The sequence below is a fragment of the Paraburkholderia sp. CHISQ3 genome (assembly GCF_030464945.1).
Lineage (GTDB): Bacteria > Pseudomonadota > Gammaproteobacteria > Burkholderiales > Burkholderiaceae > Paraburkholderia > Paraburkholderia megapolitana.
In genome coordinates, this window is record NZ_JALPRG010000010.1 from 249,202 (window position 1) to 270,503 (window position 21,302).

16 protein-coding genes are annotated in these 21,302 nt (G+C 64.4%); 6 read left to right on the forward strand and 10 right to left on the reverse strand.

Translation table 11 applies throughout. The annotated features are described in order from the left end of the window. Positions 1–26: 26 nt before the first annotated feature. From M0D65_RS23670 to M0D65_RS23710, 9 genes are all read right to left on the reverse strand, one after another. Positions 27–1,238, reverse strand: a complete 1,212-nt coding sequence (locus tag M0D65_RS23670) for a polysaccharide biosynthesis/export family protein (protein ID WP_266254815.1) — start codon at positions 1,236–1,238, stop codon at positions 27–29. A 38-nt stretch (positions 1,239–1,276) separates the two neighbouring features. Further along, entirely contained in the window at positions 1,277–2,209 is a 933-nt protein-coding gene (locus M0D65_RS23675; RefSeq protein WP_266254816.1) for a glycosyltransferase family 2 protein, read from the reverse strand. Positions 2,210–2,237: 28 nt separating this feature from the next. Continuing rightward, positions 2,238–3,623, reverse strand: a complete 1,386-nt coding sequence (locus M0D65_RS23680) for an undecaprenyl-phosphate glucose phosphotransferase (protein WP_266254817.1) — start codon at positions 3,621–3,623, stop codon at positions 2,238–2,240. A gap of 87 nt (positions 3,624–3,710) precedes the next feature. After that, positions 3,711–4,445 (reverse strand): Crp/Fnr family transcriptional regulator, encoded by a 735-nt coding sequence (locus tag M0D65_RS23685; RefSeq protein ID WP_091016245.1) that lies wholly within the window; start codon positions 4,443–4,445, stop codon positions 3,711–3,713. Between the two features lie 611 nt (positions 4,446–5,056). Continuing rightward, positions 5,057–7,561, reverse strand: a complete 2,505-nt coding sequence (locus M0D65_RS23690; protein WP_266254873.1) for a glycoside hydrolase family 2 protein — start codon at positions 7,559–7,561, stop codon at positions 5,057–5,059. A gap of 41 nt (positions 7,562–7,602) precedes the next feature. Next, positions 7,603–8,604, reverse strand: a complete 1,002-nt coding sequence (locus M0D65_RS23695) for a DUF1839 family protein (RefSeq protein WP_266254874.1) — start codon at positions 8,602–8,604, stop codon at positions 7,603–7,605. Positions 8,605–8,714: 110 nt separating this feature from the next. Beyond that, entirely contained in the window at positions 8,715–9,755 is a 1,041-nt protein-coding gene (locus M0D65_RS23700; RefSeq protein ID WP_266254818.1) for an amino acid--[acyl-carrier-protein] ligase, read from the reverse strand. Between the two features lies 1 nt (position 9,756). Continuing rightward, positions 9,757–11,037: an acyl-CoA dehydrogenase family protein gene (locus tag M0D65_RS23705; protein WP_266254819.1), complete on the reverse strand. Its 1,281-nt coding sequence runs from the start codon at positions 11,035–11,037 to the stop codon at positions 9,757–9,759. Then, on the reverse strand, positions 11,034–11,285 hold the full coding sequence (locus tag M0D65_RS23710; protein WP_091016250.1) for an acyl carrier protein: 252 nt from the start codon (positions 11,283–11,285) through the stop codon (positions 11,034–11,036). Before M0D65_RS23710 ends, M0D65_RS23705 begins: the two co-directional genes overlap by 4 nt. Before the next feature lie 266 nt (positions 11,286–11,551). Between M0D65_RS23710 and M0D65_RS23715 the strand changes: the two genes are divergently transcribed. From M0D65_RS23715 to M0D65_RS23740, 6 genes are all read left to right on the forward strand, one after another. Continuing rightward, a complete protein-coding gene (locus M0D65_RS23715; protein ID WP_266254820.1) occupies positions 11,552–12,085 on the forward strand; it encodes a GNAT family N-acetyltransferase in 534 nt (177 codons plus the stop codon). Positions 12,086–12,149: 64 nt separating this feature from the next. Further along, positions 12,150–13,715, forward strand: coding sequence for a hypothetical protein (locus M0D65_RS23720; protein ID WP_266254821.1), 1,566 nt, complete (start codon positions 12,150–12,152; stop codon positions 13,713–13,715). Between the two features lie 11 nt (positions 13,716–13,726). After that, positions 13,727–14,890, forward strand: a complete 1,164-nt coding sequence (locus tag M0D65_RS23725) for a glycosyltransferase family 4 protein (RefSeq protein ID WP_266254875.1) — start codon at positions 13,727–13,729, stop codon at positions 14,888–14,890. Next, complete coding sequence (locus M0D65_RS23730; RefSeq protein WP_266254876.1) at positions 14,884–16,041, forward strand: glycosyltransferase family 4 protein; 1,158 nt, start codon at positions 14,884–14,886, stop codon at positions 16,039–16,041. Before M0D65_RS23725 ends, M0D65_RS23730 begins: the two co-directional genes overlap by 7 nt. A 16-nt stretch (positions 16,042–16,057) precedes the next feature. Then, entirely contained in the window at positions 16,058–18,529 is a 2,472-nt protein-coding gene (locus tag M0D65_RS23735; RefSeq protein WP_266254822.1) for a hypothetical protein, read from the forward strand. 14 nt (positions 18,530–18,543) lie between these two features. Further along, complete coding sequence (locus tag M0D65_RS23740; protein WP_266254823.1) at positions 18,544–19,668, forward strand: glycosyltransferase family 4 protein; 1,125 nt, start codon at positions 18,544–18,546, stop codon at positions 19,666–19,668. A gap of 55 nt (positions 19,669–19,723) precedes the next feature. Here M0D65_RS23740 and M0D65_RS23745 read toward each other — a convergent pair whose 3' ends face one another. Further along, the gene (locus M0D65_RS23745) at positions 19,724–21,184 is read right to left on the reverse strand and encodes an oligosaccharide flippase family protein (protein WP_266254824.1); all 1,461 of its coding nucleotides are present in this window, start codon (positions 21,182–21,184) and stop codon (positions 19,724–19,726) included. Between the last annotated feature and the right edge of the window lie 118 nt (positions 21,185–21,302).

Consider the following 21,302-nt stretch of genomic DNA (forward strand, 5'->3'; position numbering starts at 1 on the left):
TGCGTTACTCCGTCCGGTAGGGTGGCTCAGCGGCCCAGCTCTCTGGTGTAGAACAGCGTTTGCAGCGTCGGCGAGATCTGGTCGAGCGCGCGGTTAAAGCGCGCGGAACTCGCGACCTGCACGTACACGACATCCTTCGCCTGCAATTCGAATTTGGTCATCAACATCAGCGCGTCGACCTGGGTCATGTCGAGGCGGTAGACATCCGGAGTGAGCGTTTTGTCGGCACCGCGAATCACGTAGATGTAGCGCGGGTCGCCGGTCTTCGGATCGAGACTGCCCGCGCCGGTCATCGCGTCGGCGAGCGTCAGGCGGCCGCGATTCATTGGCAGCGAGGTCGGTTTCATCACTTCGCCGAGCACGAAGATGCGGCTGTTCGAGCGGTCCGGCACATCGATGATGTCGCCATCCTGCAGCAGCACGTTCTGCTGCGTGTCGCCGGTTTCGAGCAACGCGGCGACGTCCACCGTGTAGCGCCGGCCGTCGCGTGTAACGCCGACGTTCTGCAAGTCTGCATCCGGCAACGCACCGCCCGCGCGATTGATCGCATCGAGCACGGTGAGCGGCGAATCGGTGATCGATTCGAGCGTGGGGTTGCGCAGGTTGCCGGTGACCTGCACGGTCTGGCTGTTGTAGCCCGACACACGTACGTCGATCTGCGGCGCGCGGATCGTGCGGGCAAGCGAACGCGCCAGCATCTCCTGGACCTGTTGCGCGGTCCTGCCGGTCACGCGCAAACGTCCCACACGCGGGAAGAAAATGGTGCCGTTATTCGCGACGCGTACGGTCAATCCACCTTCTGCAGCGCCGTTTCCCGGTGCCGTCGTACCAGGGCCGGTCGTGCCGCCGGCACCCGCGCTGGCCGTGCCGTTGACGCCTGCGCTCTGGCCAACCGCCGGCAGCGGCGGCAGCGTGACCGCATTGGCGAAGCCGGTGCCGGTCAGCTCCGGATGGTCCCAGACGATGATCGACAGCTGGTCGCCGATACCGACGCGGTACTCGTACTGCCTGCGTGTCTGTTGCGTGAGACACGTGAGCAGACAGGTAGCCGGTTTGTACGCCGCGCGTTCCGCACGAAAATAACCGACGTCGATCGGCCGCACCACGAAGCGTTCCGCGCTGTGTTGCGGGATCTTCGTCTGGTCGAGCCGGTCGTTGTCGAGATACGGTCCTGGCGCCAGCGCGCACGCGCCGAGCGATACGCTCGCAAGCACGCCGGCAAGTATTTTGATGTTCATGTCGTAATCCCCCGCGTGAGCCTCCACGCTGTCTGTTTCTAGCGGATTGCCTCCTGCCAGGCTCCGCGCATTGCCTGCAAGCCGACCCACCATTTGCGCAGTGCGAGCCCCGGTCCGTCGCCGCGAATTGCCAGCGACAGGGCGCGCGCGAGTCCAGGATCGGCCCGGTTGCCGATCAATGCGGAGTACGCGACGAACACCCATCTGCCTGGCGGCGACAGGTGTTCGCACATGATGAGACGGAGGTTGAACGACGCGTTGTAGAACGCGGCGTCATTGAACGTGTAGCGCTGGTCTTCGTCGACGCGCGGCGCCGGGTAATGCTCGACGAGCAGTGTCGGGTCGTACACGAGGGTCCAGCCGCGCCGCAGGATGTCGAGACTAAAAGCCATTTCGCAGTGCACCTGCGCGCCGCTGCCGCGCAGGCGCGCATCGAAGCGCAATGTGCCGATCGCATCGCGACGAAACGCCATGTTGACGCCTTTCAGTACGTGTACCTCGCGCGGTGCGCCGTGGCCGATGTGATGGTTGCCGATCGCGCGTCCATACCAGCGCACGAGGCCGACCACGGGCTGCTGGCCTTGCAGGATGCTGTTGCGCTCATGCACGATGTCGCGACCGCCCAGACCGCCGAGCGCATGGTCCGCCTCGAAGGCGAGCGCGATGCGCTCGATCCAGTCGGCGTGCGGCGCGGCATCGTCGTCGGTGAAGCAGACGAGGTCGCCGGTCGCGGTATCGATGCCGCGGTTGTAGGCGGCGACGACACCTGGCTGCTGTACAAGCGCAACTGTAAGACGCGCATCGGGCCGCGCTGCGGTGCGTGCGCGCAGCCAGTCGATCGTCGCGCGATCTTCGTCGCGCGCGATCACGATCACCTCGTCCGCACGCCGGCGCTGCGCATCGAGTGCTTCGATGCAGCGCGCGAGGTCGGCGGTGCGCCGGTAGGTCGGCACGATCACGGACACTTTCACGATCGGATCCCCGAAATACTCGTGTGGTTCAGTAGGCGTTGCGGCTGACGAAACCCTTGAAGATCGTGATGAGCACGATCCGCATGTCGAAGCCGAACGACCAGTTGTGGATGTAGAACAGGTCGAACTTCACGCGCGTTTCCATCTTCTCGACTTTCGTCGTCGCGCCGCGATAGCCGTTCACCTGCGCCCAACCGGTAATGCCGGGTTTGATGCGATAGCGGTGCATGTAGCCGTACACCTGGTCCTTGTACAGATCGTCGTGTTCGAGCGCGTGCGGACGCGGACCGACCACCGACATCTGGCCGAGCAGCACGTTGACGAACTGCGGCAGCTCGTCGAGGCTCGTGCGGCGCAGGAACGCGCCGAGCTTCGTCACGCGCGCGTCGTGGCGCGAGGCCTGGGTGAGTTGCCCATGCGCTTCGCGATGCAGGGTCATCGAACGGAACTTGTAGATGCGAAACGGCCGCCCGTCGACGCCCTTGCGCACCTGCGTGAAAAACACCGGCCCGTGCGAGCTCGCCTTGATCGCGACCGCGAGTACCGCGAACAGCGGCGCGAGCAGCGTCAGCGCGACGAACGCGAACAGCCGGTCGAAGATCAGCTTGGGCCACATCTGCACCGGCGACACCGGCGGCGCCGTGAGATTGATGGTCGGCAGACCGAGCACGTCGACAAGCGAGTGATTGAACAACGACAGACTGCGCACATCAGGCATGAAGCGCAGATTCACGAAGTCATGGCGGAACGCGCGCGTGAAGCGATAGATCGTGTGCTCTTCGGAGAGCGGCAACGCGAGCCAGACTTCATGGATGCCGTCGCTGCGCACCTTGTCGACGAACGCATCGATATCGCTCAGCACCGCGAGGCTGCCCATGCGCACCGCCGGACCATGCGCAGCTTCTGCGCCGGTATCGAATACGCAGACCGGCTTGAAGCCCGCTTGCGGCGCGTGTTCAAGATGCCCGAGCAACGTGCGGGCGAAACCGGGTGCGCCGACGATCGCCACGGTCCGGTAGTTCATGCCGCGACGTCGCGCCACTCTCAACAGCAGATGGGCGATCAGCTTGGTCACGACAATCAGCGCGCCGGACATCAAGGTCGCGTAACCGAACCAGAGCCGCGACAGCGCGTCCATCCGATGCAGCGTGAACACCAGCACGAGTCCCGCTGCGACCACTACGAGCCACGCACTGGCGACGCGCGCGAGCATCGACGGTAGCGGTTTGCCGCGCCATGTGTCGTACACGCCGAAGCCGGGGAACAGCAACAGCGTGAACACGCAGTTGAAAGCGATCAGCAGCTTCTCCTCGTCGGAGAGCCCGATCGGCGCGGCGAAGCGCAGCCAGTGAGCGATCAGCGCGCCGGCGATGACGAACAGGGCGTCGAGGCAACGCGCAGTGTTGCGGAACATGATGGGTCTCTACGTTGGGTTACCGTGGCAGCGGTCGGGGCGACCGCGGAACGATCCGCGGTACAGCGCGGTTCAGTCCACCGCGGTTCAGTTCACCGTTTCCGACTGATGCAGACGCGGCAACAACCGGTCGAACTCGCGCTTCACGAGCCCATAACATTCGCACGCACGCGCTTCGAGGCCCTTGCGGTCGAGCACCTTGATGTGGCCGCGGCTGTGATGAATCAGGCCTTCGTCGTGGAGCTTGCCGGCCGCTTCGGTGATGCCTTCGCGGCGCACGCCGAGCATGTCGGCGATCAGTTGCTGCGTGACCGTCAATTCGTTCGACGCGACCCGGTCGATCTCGATCAGCAGCCAGCGGCACAACTGCTTGTTCAGCGAGTGATGTCGGTTGCATGCGGCGGTCTGTGCGACCTGGGTGAGCAGGGCATGCATGTAGAGCAGCATGAGGCGGCGCAGAAAGTCCGAGCTCGCGAACTGCTGCTTGAGCACCTGCGCGCTCATCCGGTAGGCGAAGCCCGAGCATTGCACCTGCACGCGGTTCGGCATGGTCTCGCCGCCGGTCAGCACCGGCACGCCCGTCATGCCTTCACGGCCGACCGCGGCGATCTCGACCGAGCCGCCGTCTTCCATCGTCGACAGCATCGAGATGATGGCGGTGGTGGGGAAATAGACGTGATGGATGCGTTGGCCCGAATCGCAGAGCAGCTGTTCGGTACGCAGATGAACCAGTTCCAGGTGGGGTGCCAGTGCCTGCCATTCATACGAAGGCAGTGCACCTAGCAAATGATTGCCGTGCAGGTCTGATTGAAGCATCAACATGATCGGTCCTCGCAAAGAGCCGCCTTTGAACGGCCCCGTTCCTAACCCCCGGGCGATTGCATCCTTTGAACGTGCCGCCTGGCAAGCGGCGATGGATGACAGTCCCGGCCTCGTATAGCTCTGTTTGTATGTCTGAGCGTTTGTGTCGCGGAAGTCAGTTAGCGAGGACTGTGCCAAATGCCCCGAAAGCCAGTACTGGTGCGGTGCAGCGAAAGATCCGATGTTTCGATAAGCGGCAAAACGTGCGTTTTTGTTTCAAATCTGTACAACAGGTCAGGATTGGCGCAACGGCCGGGAAGCGTTTTTTTCTTCGATGCAAGTCCTTGATCGGATTGGATAAGGAGCGTTTGACGCGATGCATTCCGGATGACCGTTGATGTTTGAAACACCTTCGCAGACTGGCCTGGCAATGCTGCGTCGATAACGCGGAAATGATTCAGATGTGTTCAACGGTCTGCGTGTGTTGTCGAACAGAAGGCATTTTGCGAAGCGCACGCGAACTGCTCGAAGCAGCATGACGGTATGTCCGCACACACGCGCAAGCCACGTGGCACGGGCCACTACGCGGATTGCGAAGAGCGGGGTAAGGGATGGAAATGCAGCGATGCGCGTCAGCGATAAAAAATAGTTGCGCGCGCATTGATCGCGCGCACTTCGCCTTCAGGTGCCGGAGTTGTATCGTTCGCGTTCAGCGGATCGCGCGCGACGAGGGGAATGGCGAGCGGACGATGAGGTGCAAGATGAAACCAGTCTCGCACCGCGCGATAGTTCTGATCGGCAATGTGCACAAAACGCGAGAATCGACGTGCTTCGACGATGAGTTGCCAGCCTGATGCCGTGCGTTCGGGACGCGCTGTCAGGCCCAGATCGTGGCGCTCGTGAACCTGCCGGTCGGGTAGATGAAACGCTTCGGACCAGATATCTCCAGTCTTCGCGTCGCGCAGCGTCACGATAGTGACATCGTGCGCTTGCGGGCCGAAGCGGTACGCATAAGTGAAGTCGAAGAACTGTCCGAGGCAGGTTGCCGCCTCGATGCGCTGCCGGCTGCGTGGCGCCAGTTGCACTGCGCAACTGCCCGATGCGACCTGTACCGCACCGTCGCGCAGGCAGACCAGATCCAGTTGTCCATGCAACGTTTTCGCGGTGTCGTTGATGACGTGCAGATCGAGACCGTTGAGGCCCTCGTCGGTGATCGTGACCTGGACCGGCTGCAGCACGGCGGCGAGCGCATGCCACGCGCTTTTGGGTCGCCCCAGCGCATCGACGAGGCCCCAGCCGGCGCCGGCGCGCAGATCCTGAAACTGCCAGACCAGTGCGCCGCCACACGTAGAGTACGCGCTGCGCCATTCCGCGAAGGTGTCGATCATCAGTTCGGCTACCACCGCGCGCGACAGGTCCAGATAGCGCGATGGATCGGCGTAACGCAACTGCGCCGGGTCGACACCGTAGAGCGTGCGTAAGTAGTGATCGCGGACGTCGTCGAAATCCCAGCCGGCGCCGGGGTCGCGCGGTACGGCGGCTTTCCAGCGCGGATCGTGAACATGTATCGTGCCGGTTGCATCGTGCAACGTCGCATCGTCGGGGACGTTGGCGAAGGCGAGGCACTCCGCCGCGAAGCGCACATTCGCGCGCCGTACGTCTTCGAGCGGGCGCTGATAGGCACCGACGCCGTAGTAGTGCGTGATGCCGGTGCGGGTCGAGAACGGCCAGACGCCACCGCCTGGAGAATGCGCGACGTAGGGCACATCGGGTCGCTGCGCGGCGACGATGGCGGGCAACTGTTCGGTGAACCACGGCTGGGCCCGCATCGCCGGCGGCAGACCGAACATCGCCGCCTGCTGATCGATCTCGCTGCCGCCGCAGAGCACGGCGAGCGAGGCGAATCGGCGCGTGCGGGCGAGGAACTGCGTGGCCTCGCGCGTGACCGAGGCGATGAAATCCGCATCGCTCGGGTAGTCGAAATTGGCGAACGCGAAGTCCTGCCAGACGAGGATGCCGTAGGCATCGGCGAGCGCGTAGAACGCGTCGGACTCGTAGACCATCGTGCCGCCGACGCGCAGCATGTTCATGCCCGCGTCGCGTGCCAATGCGAATGCGTGTGACAGTTGTGCGTCCGTGCCAGCCAGCGTCGCGAGATCGGCGCTCGTCCAGCACGCGCCGCGACAGAATATCGGTGTGCCGTTGATGCGCAGCGCGAAGCCTGCGTCGTCGTTGCCATGGTCGACTTCCAGCGTGCGAAAGCCTACGCGACCGAGTTCGCAGGCGCGCTCGCCGTCGAGTTCGAGCGTTACCGTGTGCAAGGTAGGTGTGCCGTGCGTATGCGGCCACCAGCGCGGCGCGTGCGGCACGCGCAGGGTGCCGGCGAGTGTCCGCGGGTCTTGCCATACGAGAGGTGTGCGCGCACCTCTGCAACTGAGCGACGCCTGGCTGCTGCTGTTTTGCGGTTGCACGAACGTCAACGTCAGATGCACGAGGCCGTCGTCGCCGTCGATCTCGGTACGCAGGTCGACCGTGTCGAATGAGCAGGGCGCACCGCCAAGCAGTTCGACTGGCCGCCACGGACCGACCGCCTGAAGCGGCGGGCACCACCCAGGCATGTGGCCCAGCAGGGTTGTGCGGACATTGCGCAACGTCGCGGGCGATGCCAGCCGCGGTCGCCAGCGTGCGCGCGTGCGGCGCGCCGCGAGCGCGGGTGCGAGCGAACGGAAACACAGCGCGAGCGTGACGGTTCCGTGCAGCTCGATATCGAGGTCGTGTGCGACGAACATCGAATCCGACTCGAGACGCTTTTCGCCGTCGAGCCACACTTCCGTGAGCGTGGCGAGGCCGTGCAGCCGCAGGCGTCGCGCTCCGTCGCCGGTGAGGGAGAGGCGATACCAGTGGTCGTCGAACGCGAACGGCGACAGGTGATCGGGATCGAGCCGGCCGGCCGCGCGCCATGCGGCTGCGACGGTACCGGGGACGATCGCAGCGAGCCAGCCGCTCTTCGGCCATTGTGTCGGCGAAGCACAGGCGCCAGCGGGCGTGCTCAGGCATTGCCAGCCTTCGTCGAGGCGCAGCGGCCAGAAGGGGTTCAACGCAGCGTCTGTATGCTCCGCACGCGCTGCGGTGGGTATCGCGTTGCCAGTCGCCTCGTCAACCCCAGGCACCAGTCCAGTCACAGCACCAGCGCGGCAAGCGGCGTGATCGTGTCGTCGTAGGCGGCTTCGAGCACGTCGAAGCAGTCGTCACACCGATCGTGCCGGCCGCGCGCAATGGCGCGCACGAGACGGAACTGCATCACCATCGCCTCGGAGGCGATCGTCTGCGCGGCCGCGGGAATCGCGGCGGGAATGTCGAAGCCCTGCGCATTGAGCCACAGCAGATACTTCGACAGAAACTCGAAGTTCGCACCGAGCTGTCGCATCAGATTGAACGAATACGGATGAAAGTACGCTTCGCCGCGCGCAAGCAGCCTGTCGAGATGCTCGGGAAACGCCGCGCGCCACTGCGTGAGCGGATTGCGCAGCGGCCGGCGTGCAAGATGCGCGCACAACAATTCCGCCGATGCATCGGCGAGCGCGGTGCCTTCCAGTGCCGGTCTTGCCTGTTTTGCGAACTCGACGTACGGGAACAGCAGATCCGGCTGATGCGCGAACTGCGGCAGCTTGCGAAACAGCCCGTCATAGTCCTCGCCGTCGAGGCGGTGATAACCGGTATTGTGGAAATAGCCGAGCCGGCGCGCGGCCGGATCGATGAAGTCGATACCGATCGTCGTCTTCGGATGTTCGCGCCGGTAGGAAGTCGCGCGCGTGTTCGGCAGGTAATAACCGTCGACTTCGGCGAGCACGGTGTGGCCGCGCTGTGTCTGCGCGAGTACGCGGTCTTCGAGCGAGTCGTAGATTGCGAGTTCCTGCACCTGGGTGCCGTACAGCCGGTCGAGATCTTCAAGCGGAAACTTGAAGAAGGTGAACTGGTCGCCTTCGAAATCCTGTGTCACGGTGAAACCGAACGCCGCGCGCGGGTCGAGCCCGAAGCCGTGCAACAGTTCGATCCACAGATCGACATAGCAGTTGGTCTCCTGCCAGACGCGATCGCCCTGGTGGAGCGAGTGCGAGGCATGCTGGCGCGGTTGGTTCTGCGTCCGCGCTTGTGTCGGCGCTTGTGGCGTCGACGGCATGACCAGCGGTATAACCGCTCCGGAGACAGCGGTGCCGGTTGCAGTGCCGTCGGGCTCCGCTGTCGGCGCCGACTGCGCCTCGCCGTTCCAGACCGTCGTAAGCGGCGGGGTCATCGTGCGGCTCCACGTGTCTGCTGCGCAAGTCCCTCGGCAACCCGTGCATGCGTATCGCCCCACAGCAGCGCACGCACATCGGCGGGCCATGCGTCGACGTCGAGCCCGTGATGCCGGAACAACGCGAGCGTGATGCGCTCCATGCCGAAGCCGACACAGCCCGTATGCGCCACCGATCCGTCCGCACATTCGATCTTCCAGATCGCGCCGAAGTGGTCCATGTGATAGTTGAACGACAGGCATGCGGTCTTGCTGTCGGCATTCGCAACGGGGATCAGCAGTTCGAACTTGAGCGCCTGGGCGCGCTGGCTGTCCGCGATGATCTTGCCGCCGCGGCCGAAGAACGGGTCGTTGGCCAGATCGACGTCGACCGGCAGGTCCAGCAGCGTGACGAGCAGCGAACCGCGCTCGATCCACATCTCACGGAACGCCATCACCTGGTCGGGCGTGCCGAGGCGCACGTATTCGCGCTGACGGAACATCTGCATGCGGGCCGGATCGAGCGACGGTTCGTGGCGAAAGCAGTACGACAGCACATCGATCGTGCGACCGTCGGCGGGCAGCGGTCCGCGCCGCGCCATCACCGGGTAGATCGGATAGCACGCGGCCGGCGTCAGCACGACACGCGTCGGCTTCTGTTGCGCCATCCATTCGTCGCTGCGATCGTCGTCGCGTTCCGCGATCGCATCGTCGAGGCAGCGCAGCAGCCGCTGATGCCCCATGTCGTTGCCGCAGAACGAGTGAATCGTCCCCGCGAGATTGGGAAAGCTCTTCAGGTACTCGCTGTCCTCGAAATCGGTGCGACGCATGGCCGGCGGAAAGCGCAGCACCTCAGGCGTCTGGTCGGCGCCGAGATGCGTAATCGCGACGTTCAGACGCTCGACGACATCTTCGAATACCTCGCTGCGTCCGTACAGGCCGTTCTCGCCGGTATCGATCAGCAGGCCCTGCGCGAGCAGCGCGTCGCGAAAGGTCGGGGTAGCGGTGTCCCCACCGGGGATGGCCGCGAGTGCGGCCATATCGGTCATCGTGTTCATGTCAGGCTCTCCCCGAAGCGGTCGGGCGCTGCGCCAGCAGCAGGCTCGCCGTGTTCTGTGCGATACGGTCGTTGTTGATCATCAGCGGCGCCGAGTACAGGTCGCGCAGGTGGCGCCCGACGCTGTACTCCGTACCGTTCTTGTAGCCCGCCATGCCGCAGATCATCAGTACTTCCTGCACGACTTGCAGCGCCGTCGCCGAGATGCTCGTTTTCAGCGTGTTCATGTCAGAGGCAAAGCCGAGCAGGGCCGATAGCGGCGCGTCGGCGCGGTTGCCGCCATGCCTCGCGTGATGCGCGGCGCGCGCGGCATCGAGAGACACCGACAGACGTGCCTGCATCATCTGCAGCAATCCGACTGCCTGCGCGAGACGTACGCCGGCGGGCGGCATCGAGCCAGGTTTACCGCGTGCCTGGGCGCGAAAGAATGCTTTCGCGCGATTCACCGCGTCGCCGGCGATGCCGGTCCACACAGCCGCCCACAGCGTGTGCGACACGGGCAACATGGTCTGGTCGGCGATGTCGGCGAACGGCACGGAGAGAATCTGTTCGACGGCACCGCTCGCGACGAGGCGAAAGCCTTCGCTACAGGTGCCGCGCATGCCCATCGAATCCCAGCCGCCGCGCCGCTCCAGTTGCGTGTCGTCGCGCAGCGCGACGATCAGCACCTGGTCCGCGGCGGGCGATTCGGCGGTGCGCCGTGCCGTGACGAGAATGCCGTCCGCGTGCGCGCCGTAGGAGATGGTCGGTGCGAGCTTCTCGATGCGAAAGCGGCCCGCGTCGATTTCCACCGCACACGCGCTGGTGCGCATATTGCCGCCGATGGTTTCCTCGGAGGTCGCCGACGCGAGCAGCCACTGGCGCTCGACCAGCTGGGCGAGCAGCGCGCGCTGCCACAACGAATCGCTGCCATGCGCTTCGATACACGCCACCTGGATCTGGTGCATCGCATACACCATGGCCGTCGATGCACAGGCCTGACCCAGCGTTTCGCAGATCACGGCGATATCGGCCAGCGATAGCCCGGCACCGCCTGCTTCAACCGGCACGAACGCGGACAACAAACGCTCGCGACGCAGCGCGTCGAATGCTTCGACGGGAAAGCGTGCCTCGCGGTCGACCGCATCGGCGTGTTGGGCGGCGATCGTGGCGACGCGTTGCGCAGCCGCGCGCCAGCCTGGTTCGGATTCAACGGCGGCGAGCGCGACGGGCGTTGCAGCTTGCAACGCCGTCTGGCCCGACGCCCCGGCTGAATCTGTGCCGTGCAGCAGTGGCGCATTCATGCTGCCGCCTTTGCCTGCTGCAATTCGCCGACCGCGGCCGCGAGCGAATCGATGCTCGAAAAGAGTCGCCGGGTCAGCATCCGGTCCGGAATCTCGATGCCGAACTCGTCTTCGATCGCGAGCATCAGATGCACCGTCGCCAGCGACGAGAGTCCCGCCGCGTAGAGATCGGCGTCGTCGGCCAGCGTGTCGGGCGGCACGTCGAGTCGTGCCGATTCGGAAAGAATGCGTCGCAATGCGTTTTTCATGAAATGTTGCCCCCTTTATTGGTGATGTCCTCGGAGTTGGCCCCGCCACCTCTGTTCACTAGTGCTGCCTCGTATCGGTTCTGTTCGCGCATTCTGCGGCGCGTCTTCCTGCAGCGCGCCTTGCTTGACCGTATTTAACGAATTGCCATGCGACAGCGTCAGTGCGATGCCGCACGGAAATACGCGGGTTGGCGACGTAACGTGTCGCCATGGGAACGGGTTATGCCCGTCGAATGAATCGCTGGGGGCGCTTGGGGAAAGTGGCAATGAACTGGAAAACGCTGGAGTTCGAAGCGCTCACCGCGCGGGAGATGTATCTGATCCTGCGAGCGCGTAGTGCGGTGTTCGTGGTCGAACAGTCGCATGTGTGCCTCGACGCGGATGGTCACGACGACACCGCGCTGCACGTCTTTGCCACTGAAGACATGTCGCGGCCGATGCCGGTGCTCGCCTATGCGCGCATCAAGCCAGGCGACGCCGAAGACCCCGAAGTGATCATCGACAAGGTGCTGACGAGCCCTGTGCGGCGCGGCGACGGCACAGCGGAAATCCTGATCGAGCGGACATTGCTGGCGATCGCCGAGCGTTGGCCCGGATGGGTCGTGCGCGTCTCCGCGCCGATTGGGCTGCGTGGTTTTTATGAGCAGTTCGGCTTTCGCAAGAGCGAAGGGCCGTTTCTCGAACACGGTGTGCCGTTTATCGGGCTCACGCGACCGGCGCGTGGCGTGCCGCCGCGCTTGCGTGGCCCACGCCGTGAGCGCGACGGTCTCGTGCTCGTGAATACGTTCGAACTGCTGTGACGGTGCGCACCGAGCGCGGGGAGGCGTGCCATGCGGGCGCGCCGCAGACGGAGTGCTGCCGACGATGAATACGCCTTCCACATGGCTGGACGCATCGGCTGCGCCGCGCGCGCCGCTTATGGCGCGTCCTGGTGTTAGCGGCTACGGCGAGCCCGTAACCGCAACCGCACCCACTGTCGCGCGGCGCGCTCCAGCAGGAGCAACCACGCCACGCGGCATGCGCTATCCGCTGCCGCTACCGCTCGCTTTCTTCGGTATCACGCTATTGCTGATCTTCGCGCATCAGGGCCGCGTGATCGAGCTGTTCTACCCGTGCGGCGCATTCCTGATCGCCGTGTATTTCTTTCGACGCTCGCCTGCGCATTACCTCGGCTTCGTCTGCTGGTTGTTCTTTCTCTCGCCGGAGGTACGGCGTCTCGCGGATTTCATGAACGGTTCGTTCAATCCGCAGAGCTTCGTGATGGTCGCACCGATGCTCGCAGTCGCGCTATGCGGTTTCACGCTGCTCAGACATGTGCATGTGCTGGGCCAGCGCCGTGCCGCACCGATCGTGCTGATCGTGCTCGCGCTGTTCTATGCGTACATCGTCGGCATGGTGCGGGCCGGTCCCGCTGCCGCGACGTTCACGCTCGTCAACTGGCTGCTGCCGGTGCTGATCGCGTTTCGTCTCGTCGTTACATGGCGCGACTATCCGCTCTATCGACGTGTGCTGGTCAGTACCTTCACGTACGGCGGTCTCGTGATGGGCATCTACGGCGTGCTCGAATACATCTCGCCGTTGCCGTGGGACGTGTTCTGGCTGATTGCGTCGCAGATGGAGTCGGAGGGGCATCCGGTGCCGTTCGGCATGCGTGTGAGCAGCACGATGAATTCGTCGGGCGTCTTTGCGATGACGATGATGTCCGTCTTGCTCATGCTGCTGGGCGCGCCCGGCAAGATGAAGATGGCGACCGGTCTCGCGGCGATTCCCGCGCTGTTGTTCACATCGGTGCGTGGCGCATGGGGCGGTTTCGTGATTGGCCTGATTTATCCACTCGCGATGCTCGACGGTCGCAGCCGTCTGCGGATGATCGGCGGGTTGCTCGGTTTCGCCTTGCTCTGCGCGCCGCTCGCGATGATCGGCGATGTGTCGGACAGCATCGTGCAGCGTTTCGATACGGTACAGAACCTCGGCCAGGACGACAGCTATCAGGCGCGCGCCGAGTTCTACCGTAACTTTCTCTCGGTGGCGCTGACCGATATCGCCGGTCAGGGGCTCGGCACGACTGGCCTCGGCACCAAGCTCGCCGACGATTCATCGCAACAGAACCTCGTATTCGATAGCGGCCTGATGGAAGTGCCGTTCGTGATGGGTTGGCCCGGGACGTTGTTGTACACGACTGGCATTGTCATGCTGATCTGGCGCGCGATCCGCGCAAGCCTGTCGCGCTCGCAAGACCGCTTTGCGATTGCCGGTGTCGGGCTCGCGCTAGCGATCTTCGCGATGATGATCTTCGTCAACACGCTGATTGCGCTACCGGGCATGTTCTTTTTTATCGGAGTCACGATGCCGGTGATCGGCCTGCGCCATGCGCGCGAAACACGCGCGGTTCCGCAACGGCCGATGCGCGCAGTCGGGGCAGTGCGATGAGCGGCCGGGCAATGCGCATCCTGATCGTCACGCACGTGGTGACAAACAACGACGGACAGGGTCGCGTCAACTACGAGATTGCGCGTGCGGCACTCGCGGCCGGGCACCATGTGACGCTGCTGGCTTCAAAGGCTGCCCCCGAACTGATCGCACATCCGCATGCGCGCTTCGTGTGCATCGAGGCGAGCCGGCTGCCGACGCGCCTGCTGCAGTATCAACTGTTTGCGTGGCGTTGCGGTGTGTGGATTCGTGCGCATCGCGAGGCGTTCGATGTCGTGCATGTGAACGGCTTTATCGCGTGGACACGCGCTGACGTCAATGCGGTGCACTTCGTACATGACGGCTGGTATCGCTGCGGTTTCTATCCGTTTCGCTTCCTGCGTGGTCCGTATGACGCGTACCAGGTTCTCTATACGCGGCTCAATGCCTGGTGCGAACGCTGGGCATTGAGGCGTGCGGACACCATTGTGCCGGTATCGGAGAAGGTCGCGCAGGAAGTGCGTGCGCTCGGTGTCGATCGCGCGAACCTGCGCGTCATCCACAACGGCGTCGACATCGACGAATTTGCACCGGGCCCATCGCAGCGGGCGCGTTTCGCGTTGCCGCAGACGCCGTTCATGCTGCTGTTCGCGGGCGATCTGCGCGTGTCGCGCAAGAATCTCGATACGGTGCTGCGTGCGTTGACGCAGACGCCGGCACATGTGCATCTCGTCGTCGCCGGCATTCTGCGCAACAGTCCTTATCCGGCGCTTGCCGCAACGCTCGGCGTCGCGCAGCGCGTGCATTTCACCGATCTCGTCAGGGACATGCCCGCGTTGATGCGTTCAGTCGATGCGTTCGTGTTTCCGTCGCGCTACGAGGCGATGAGCCTCGTGCTGCTCGAAGCGCTGGCCACTGCGCTGCCAGTCGTGACCGTGCGCACCGCGGGTGGCGCCGAGGTGATTGGCCCCGACTGCGGCATCGTGCTCGATCAACCCGACGACGACGTCGCACTGGCCGCGGCGATCCGCCAGCTCGCCGCGCATCCCGCCGATGCGCGCCGGATGGGCGATGCGGCGCGCGAACTGGCGCGCACATTGAGCTGGCAGACGATGGCGGACCGCTATCTCGCGTTGTATGGAGAGATTGCAGCGGCGCCTTCCGCAACCCAGACAACTGTCATGGCCCAATCGTGAGCGCAACGATCGATTCATTGCAGATCGGCATGCACTGGTTCGGCGAGCGCCCTGGCGGACTCGACCGGATGTTCATGGCGCTCGTCGATGCACTGCCCGCGCAAGGGGTGAACGTGCGCGGACTCGTGGCCGGAAGCCCAGCGGTGCTCGATGCGTCGGGTGGTCGCGTGCATCCGTTTGCAGCGACCCAGGACGGACTTGGCACGCGGTTGTGGCAGGTCCGCACGCGTTCGCGCGAGTTGAAGACGGCGCGCATGCCCGATGTCGTCGCGACGCACTTCGCGCTCTATGCAGCGCCGACTGTCGGCGTGTTCGGCAACGTGCCGCGGGTCGTGCATTTTCACGGACCGTGGGCCGAAGAGTCCGGCTCCGAAGGGCGCGGCAGCGTATCGCGTGTGCTGCGCCGGACGCTCGAGCGCTTCGTGTATCGCCGCGGCACGCGGCATATCGTGCTGTCGCATGCGTTCGCGCAGATTTTGCACATACAGTATGGCGTGCACGGGGACAGCATCCGTGTTGTGCCGGGCTGTGTCGATGTCAGCCGTTTCGATCGCGACATATCGAAGCGCAGTGCGCGCAAGCGGTTGGGTCTGCCGCACGACCGGCCGTTGCTGTTCTGCGTGCGGCGGCTCGTGTCGCGCATGGGTATCGAGGATCTGATCGATGCGCTGTTCGTGGTCAGACAGTCGGTGCCCGATGTGCTGCTGACGATCGCGGGCAAGGGGCCGCTCGAAGCGCAACTCCAGGCGCGCATCGTCGCGCGCGGACTCGAACGGCATGTGCAGCTTGCGGGCTTCGTTCCCGACGATGCATTGCCGCTGTGGTACAAGGCCGCCGATATCACCGTCGTGCCGACCGTCGCGCTGGAAGGCTTCGGGTTGACGACGATCGAATCGCTGGCGGCCGGGACGCCCGTGCTGGTTACGCCAGTGGGTGGCTTGCCCGAAGCGGTGGCACCGTTGTCGCCGGATCTCGTGTTGCCGTCGGGCGGCTTTCAGGCACTGGGCGGCGGTATCGCCGATGCGTTGCTCGGCCGTCGCGTGCTGCCTTCGGCCGCCGAATGCAGCGAATATGCACGCGCGCATTTCGACCATCCCGTCGTTGCCGCGCAGGTCGCGCAGGTCTATCGCGAAGCGATAGACGCGTCCTAGAGCCCGTGCGACGACCATGTCATTTCGCTCGCATGCGCGGCGCAGGTTCGAGCGGCTTGTCTTTGCGGCGGCGCTGTTGTTGCCGGTGCTGGGGTTGATTGTCGCGCTCGATCCAGGTGGGGCGACGATTCAGGGTGCTGCTTATGCCGAAGCGGGGCAAGCGACGAGTTCTCGCAATGCGGCGAGCGTTGCGAGTGTTGCGAGTGCATCGGCAGCAGCGCCCTCCGAATCCGCTATTCAACATCCCTCGTTGACCTATCGCACCTCATGGATCGGCAACACATGGGGCTACGCGAAGCAGCGCTGGATGCAGATCGACGTGCAGGCTCTCGCGGTCGCGCCGGATGGCGATATCTACACGAACGCGCTATGGGACGAAGGCGGCGGCGAGATCGGCCACTATCGCGACGGCCAGTTGCTCGGCTATGGCGGGCAATCGCATGGTTGGGGCATGCTCGGCGGCGACGCAATCGCGCTCAACGACCGCTATGTGTTCACCGCGCAGGTCGTCGAGAGTATCGGCAACGCACTCGCCGCGCAGAAGAACCTGCCGCCGCAAGGCACGCGATGGTATGGCGTGGCACGTCGCAGCCGCGCGGACTTCACGCAGGGCGTGCCGTTTGCCGGCCAGATGCAGTGGCCAGGTAGCACGCTCGCGTTTCGCCTGATCGCGCAATCGTCCGATCACGACGACGAGTCGATACGCGGGATCGCCGCAGACAACCGGACGCTCTTCGTATCGAACCCGAGCGAGAACCGCATCGAAGCCTTCGATGCAGCGTCGATGCAGCCGACGGGTCAGTTCCCAGTCCGCGAACCTGGCCGGCTCGCGATCGCACCCGATGGCTCGTTATGGATCATCGAGCGCAGCCGCACAGACGGCGCGCGACGCGTCGTCCACCATGCACGCAACGGGGCACGTCTTGGCACATTGACGCTGCCGCCGGGCAGCGTGCCGGTCGATCTGAGCTTCGATGCGAACGGGCGCCTGCTGGTGGCGGACAACGGGCCGCGTCAGCAGGTGCTGATTTTTAGCGCGTCGCGCGATGCAGACGCATCGGTAAGTGCAGCTCCGCTTACACAGCACGACAACAGGGAAGTTTCCATGCAACTGACCGCGACGCTAGGCGAAGCGGGCGGTCTCTACGCGGGCCGCCGCGGCGCGCCTGGGCCACTGCGCTTTAACGGACTCACCGGTGTCGGTGCGGATCGCGCGGGCAATGTGTATGTGGCGATGAACGGCATCGGGCCGCGTAGCAGTGGTGGTGACGGCAACGGTGGTCCGCAGAACGGTGATGGCGCGGTGCTCGAGAGTTATACGGCGGAGGGCGCGTTGCGCTTCAGTCTGCAAGGATTGTTGTTCGTCGACGGGGCGCAGTTCGTCGACGAGAAAGCACCATCGTTGCCATCGGTCTATAGCGGCAGCAAACGCTTCGCACTCGACCTGTCGCGTCCCGCCGGCCACGAATGGTCGTATGCCGGCTATACCGCCGACCGTTTCCGCTATCCCTACGATCCGTTCTTCCACCTGAAGCAGGGGCAGCGGGGCACGCCGATCGTGCGCGACATCGACGGGCGGCGCGTGCTGTACACGCTCGATATGGAGTCGTCGTATCTGCGCATCTATCGCTTCGAGAAGACGAGCGAAACAGCGATTCCGGCAGGATTTTTTGCGCCTGACCATATCGATGGCACGTGGCCGCCGGGGCAGCCGTCGCAGGGCGCATGGATCTGGCGCGACACAGCCGGCAAGGGCCGCTTTGCCGCCGCCGATTTCGATCGACCCGAGGTACGCGACACGTCCAGCGATGCGCCGCGTGTGACGACGTGGTGGGTCGATACGCGCGGCGACGTATGGCAAGGCACGCTATCGCAAGGCATTCGACGTTTTCCGCTGCAAGGGTTCGACAACATCGGCAACCCCGTGTACCGCTACGCGACGATGCAGCGCTTCACAGTACCTGCACCGCTCACGCGAATCACACGCGTCATCTACAACGCCGCCGACGACACGATGTTGCTCGCCGGATCGACCGCCGCGCGACCGTTCAACGAGCACAACTGGAACAGCGCGAGTTCGACACTTGCGCGTTACGACCACTGGCTCGCGGGCTCGCCCGTGCTGCGCTACACGATCGATCTGCCGGACAGCGGGCCACCGCATACAGAAGGGATCAACGGCATCGCGGAAGCGGGCGACTACCTGTTCGCCGCCGAGACGATGACCGGCATCGTGCGTGTCTACGACCGCGACACCGGCCGCGATGTCGGACGGCTCGCGCCGGGCCCGGAAGTGGGCGCGGCGAGCGGGATGATCGACGAGTCGATGCCGATGACCGCGCATCGGCTCGCGAGCGGCGAATACCTCGTGCTCGTCGAAGAAGACTGGCACGGCAAGGTGCTGATGTATCGCTTCACGCCGCCTGTGCGTGCGTTATCGACTGTGTCCGCTTCACTTTCCTCGCTACCCCATTCGTCACCTCATTGAGCTTGTCCAGAATCATGAAAATCGTTCACCTTGCGAATCACGCGCTGAACGCCGGCAACGGCATCGTCAACATGATGGTCGACCTGGCCTGCACGCAGGCACACGCGGGTCACGAGGTGACGGTGGCATCGGCGGGGGGCGAGTTCGAACCGCTGTTCGCGCAGCACGGCGTGCGTCATGTGCTGTTGCCGCAATCGCGCAGACTGTCACAGGTGCCGTCGATGATCGCCGGCTTTAACCGGTTGCTCGCGCAGTGCGATCCCGACGTCGTGCACGCCCACATGATGACCGGTGCGTTGATCGCACGGTTCGGCACGTTGCGGCGCCGCTATGCGTTGATCACGACAGTTCACAACGAATTCCAGAAGAGCGCGTCGCTGATGCGCTTCGGCGATCGCGTCGTGGCGGTTAGCGCGGCGGTGGCCGCATCGATGGCGCGACGCGGTGTGCCGCGCGAACGGCTCGTCGTGGTGCGCAACGGCACGATCGGCACGCCGCGTTTCGCGAACCTGCCTGCTGCGGTTTCCCCGCAACTCGCGCGGCCCGGCATCGTGACCGTGGCGGGCATGTACCGGCGCAAGGGGATTCAGGATCTCCTGCATGCGTTTGCGCGTCTAAGCGAACGTTTTCCGGCGGCGATGCTGTATCTGGTCGGCGACGGGCCCGATCGTCCGGAGATGGAAGCACTCGCGCAGGAACTCGGTGTCGCTAACCGTACTCGGTTTACTGGCTTTGTCGCAAATCCGCGTGCGTATCTGGCCGAGGCCGAGGTGTTCGTTCTGGCGTCGCATCGCGAGCCCGGCGGTCTTGTGCTGTGTGAAGCACGCGAGGCAGGCTGCGCGATCGTTGCGACACGCGTGGACGGCAACCCGGAGATGCTCGACGACGGCGCAGCCGGTTTACTGGTGCCGTCGGCAGACCCGGTAGCGCTAGCCGATGCAATCGAACTGCTGCTCACCGACCGCGCCGCGCGCGCTTCACTGGTGGCGGGCGCACGCCGCAACATCGGCACGTTCCATGTGCAGCATGTCTGCGATGCGTATCTGGCGGTCTATGAACAGGCGCTTGAAGCGGTGCGGTCGCGTCGTCGGCTTGTTGGGAGCGGGCAGGGTGTGGCCGCGGACGGAATCGTGCGCTAAAGAGGGGCGTCCGCGTTTACTACAACGACGGACGATAGCCTGTCCCGACGCTTCGTCACCCCATCCGCAATCCCAGACGTCCCCAGACCCGCCGCACCAGTTCGCGCAGCATCGCTGATTCATACAAGGACCACGCGAGATTCGCCGCGACCAGTACCCACGCCGCGACGACCATCGCGGGCAGCGTCGACAGTTCGCTTGCGAGAAACAGCGCCGCGCCGAGGAACGCGATATGCGCGGCCATGTTGCCCGCAATCGAGCGCAGATGCAGTTCGGCGAAATACAGAAACGCGGCGTAGTCGCACAGCGCCTTGATCACGACGACCACGGCCGCGCCCATCACGCCGAACCGATGAATGCCGAACCATAAGCCGGCCGCAAAGAACGGCAACTGCACCCAGCTTACGCGGGCCGCTTGCGCCGGATGCGATTGCGCCTGGATCAGGATGCCGAGAATGCTCGACTGCCCGGCGAGCCACACGCCGACGATCAACACACGGCCGAACGGTGCCGACATCGTCGCCATGTGCGCACCGAGCCACACATGCATGAACGGCTCGAGCGCGAACATCGCGACGATCACGCACGGTGTGAACACGCCGTTCAGCAACGCCAGCGCGCCGCGGGCAAGTTCGTCCGCGTCTTCGCGCGTCGATGCCGACAGGCGTGGAAACAGCGTGCGCAGCATCGCGCCGGGCAGGATGTTCAGGCGCGTCACGAGGTTCTGCGGCGTCGCGTAGTAAGCCACCGCGCGCGCACCGAGCAGCGTGCCGACGAGCATCCGGTCGAGCGTCTGCGCGATCATGCCGGCGCCGCTGAACAGCAGTTGCCAGCGCCCGTAGCGAAACAGCGAGACCACGGTTGGCCAGTCGGGTTTGCGGACACGCCGGATGTGCAATGCACGGAACGTCGCGACACCGAGCAGCACACCGGCGATCACCCGCGCGCATACCGCCGCTGGGATCACCACCGCAAGCGACGGTGAGAAACACCAGATCGCGCCAAGCGGCAGAAGTTGAAACAGCAACGTGCCGATCGTCTGACTGGTGTTGAAGCTCGTAAAACGCTCGACAGCGGTAATCGCGCCGGCAAAGACCCACGTAACGTTCGCAAGCGGCACGGCCGCCGCGATCCACGGCAGGCTCGCTATCACTTCGTGCTGAAACTGCGGGTCGACCTTTTCGCCGTGCGTGACGTACACATACGCCGCGAAATAGATGATCGCGCCGCCGATCACACCGCTCACGAAGTTCAGCGCACATGCGCTCCAGAAAATGCGCTCGACCGAACCGTCGTTGGCATCGCGCACGCGGGCGATCTGGTTTTCGGTGGCGATGCTGGTGCCGAGTTCGAGCACGCTGAAATAGCCGATCAGCGCCCACACGAGATTGAGCACGCCGTACCGTTCGACGCCCATCGAGTGCAGATACGCGGGCACGGTCGCAAGCGAAATGAAGACCGGCACGACCGAGCCGACGAAGTTGATGACGATGTTCTTGACGATCCTTTTTTCCATGGCGGGCTGCGCTGTCGACGGTGCCCCGATAGTGCCCCGGGACGGTTTTTGAATGTGTGCGGGCCCGTACAGATTCGCGTGACGGCCGTTGATTAAATGACCGTCACGATCAGGCGCG

Excerpts from the sequence above, each read along its gene's own strand:
- M0D65_RS23670 (WP_266254815.1), bottom strand. The coding sequence starts at position 1,238 with ATGAACATCAAAATACTTGCCGGCGTGCTTGCGAGCGTATCGCTCGGC.
- M0D65_RS23680 (WP_266254817.1), bottom strand. The coding sequence starts at position 3,623 with ATGTTCCGCAACACTGCGCGTTGCCTCGACGCCCTGTTCGTCATCGCC.
- M0D65_RS23685 (WP_091016245.1), bottom strand. The coding sequence starts at position 4,445 with ATGTTGATGCTTCAATCAGACCTGCACGGCAATCATTTGCTAGGTGCA.
- M0D65_RS23695 (WP_266254874.1), bottom strand. The coding sequence starts at position 8,604 with ATGCCGTCGACGCCACAAGCGCCGACACAAGCGCGGACGCAGAACCAA.
- M0D65_RS23700 (WP_266254818.1), bottom strand. The coding sequence starts at position 9,755 with ATGAACACGATGACCGATATGGCCGCACTCGCGGCCATCCCCGGTGGG.
- M0D65_RS23705 (WP_266254819.1), bottom strand. The coding sequence starts at position 11,037 with ATGAATGCGCCACTGCTGCACGGCACAGATTCAGCCGGGGCGTCGGGC.
- M0D65_RS23710 (WP_091016250.1), bottom strand. The coding sequence starts at position 11,285 with ATGAAAAACGCATTGCGACGCATTCTTTCCGAATCGGCACGACTCGAC.
- M0D65_RS23715 (WP_266254820.1), top strand. The coding sequence starts at position 11,552 with ATGAACTGGAAAACGCTGGAGTTCGAAGCGCTCACCGCGCGGGAGATG.
- M0D65_RS23720 (WP_266254821.1), top strand. The coding sequence starts at position 12,150 with ATGAATACGCCTTCCACATGGCTGGACGCATCGGCTGCGCCGCGCGCG.
- M0D65_RS23725 (WP_266254875.1), top strand. The coding sequence starts at position 13,727 with ATGCGCATCCTGATCGTCACGCACGTGGTGACAAACAACGACGGACAG.
- M0D65_RS23735 (WP_266254822.1), top strand. The coding sequence starts at position 16,058 with ATGTCATTTCGCTCGCATGCGCGGCGCAGGTTCGAGCGGCTTGTCTTT.
- M0D65_RS23740 (WP_266254823.1), top strand. The coding sequence starts at position 18,544 with ATGAAAATCGTTCACCTTGCGAATCACGCGCTGAACGCCGGCAACGGC.
- M0D65_RS23745 (WP_266254824.1), bottom strand. The coding sequence starts at position 21,184 with ATGGAAAAAAGGATCGTCAAGAACATCGTCATCAACTTCGTCGGCTCG.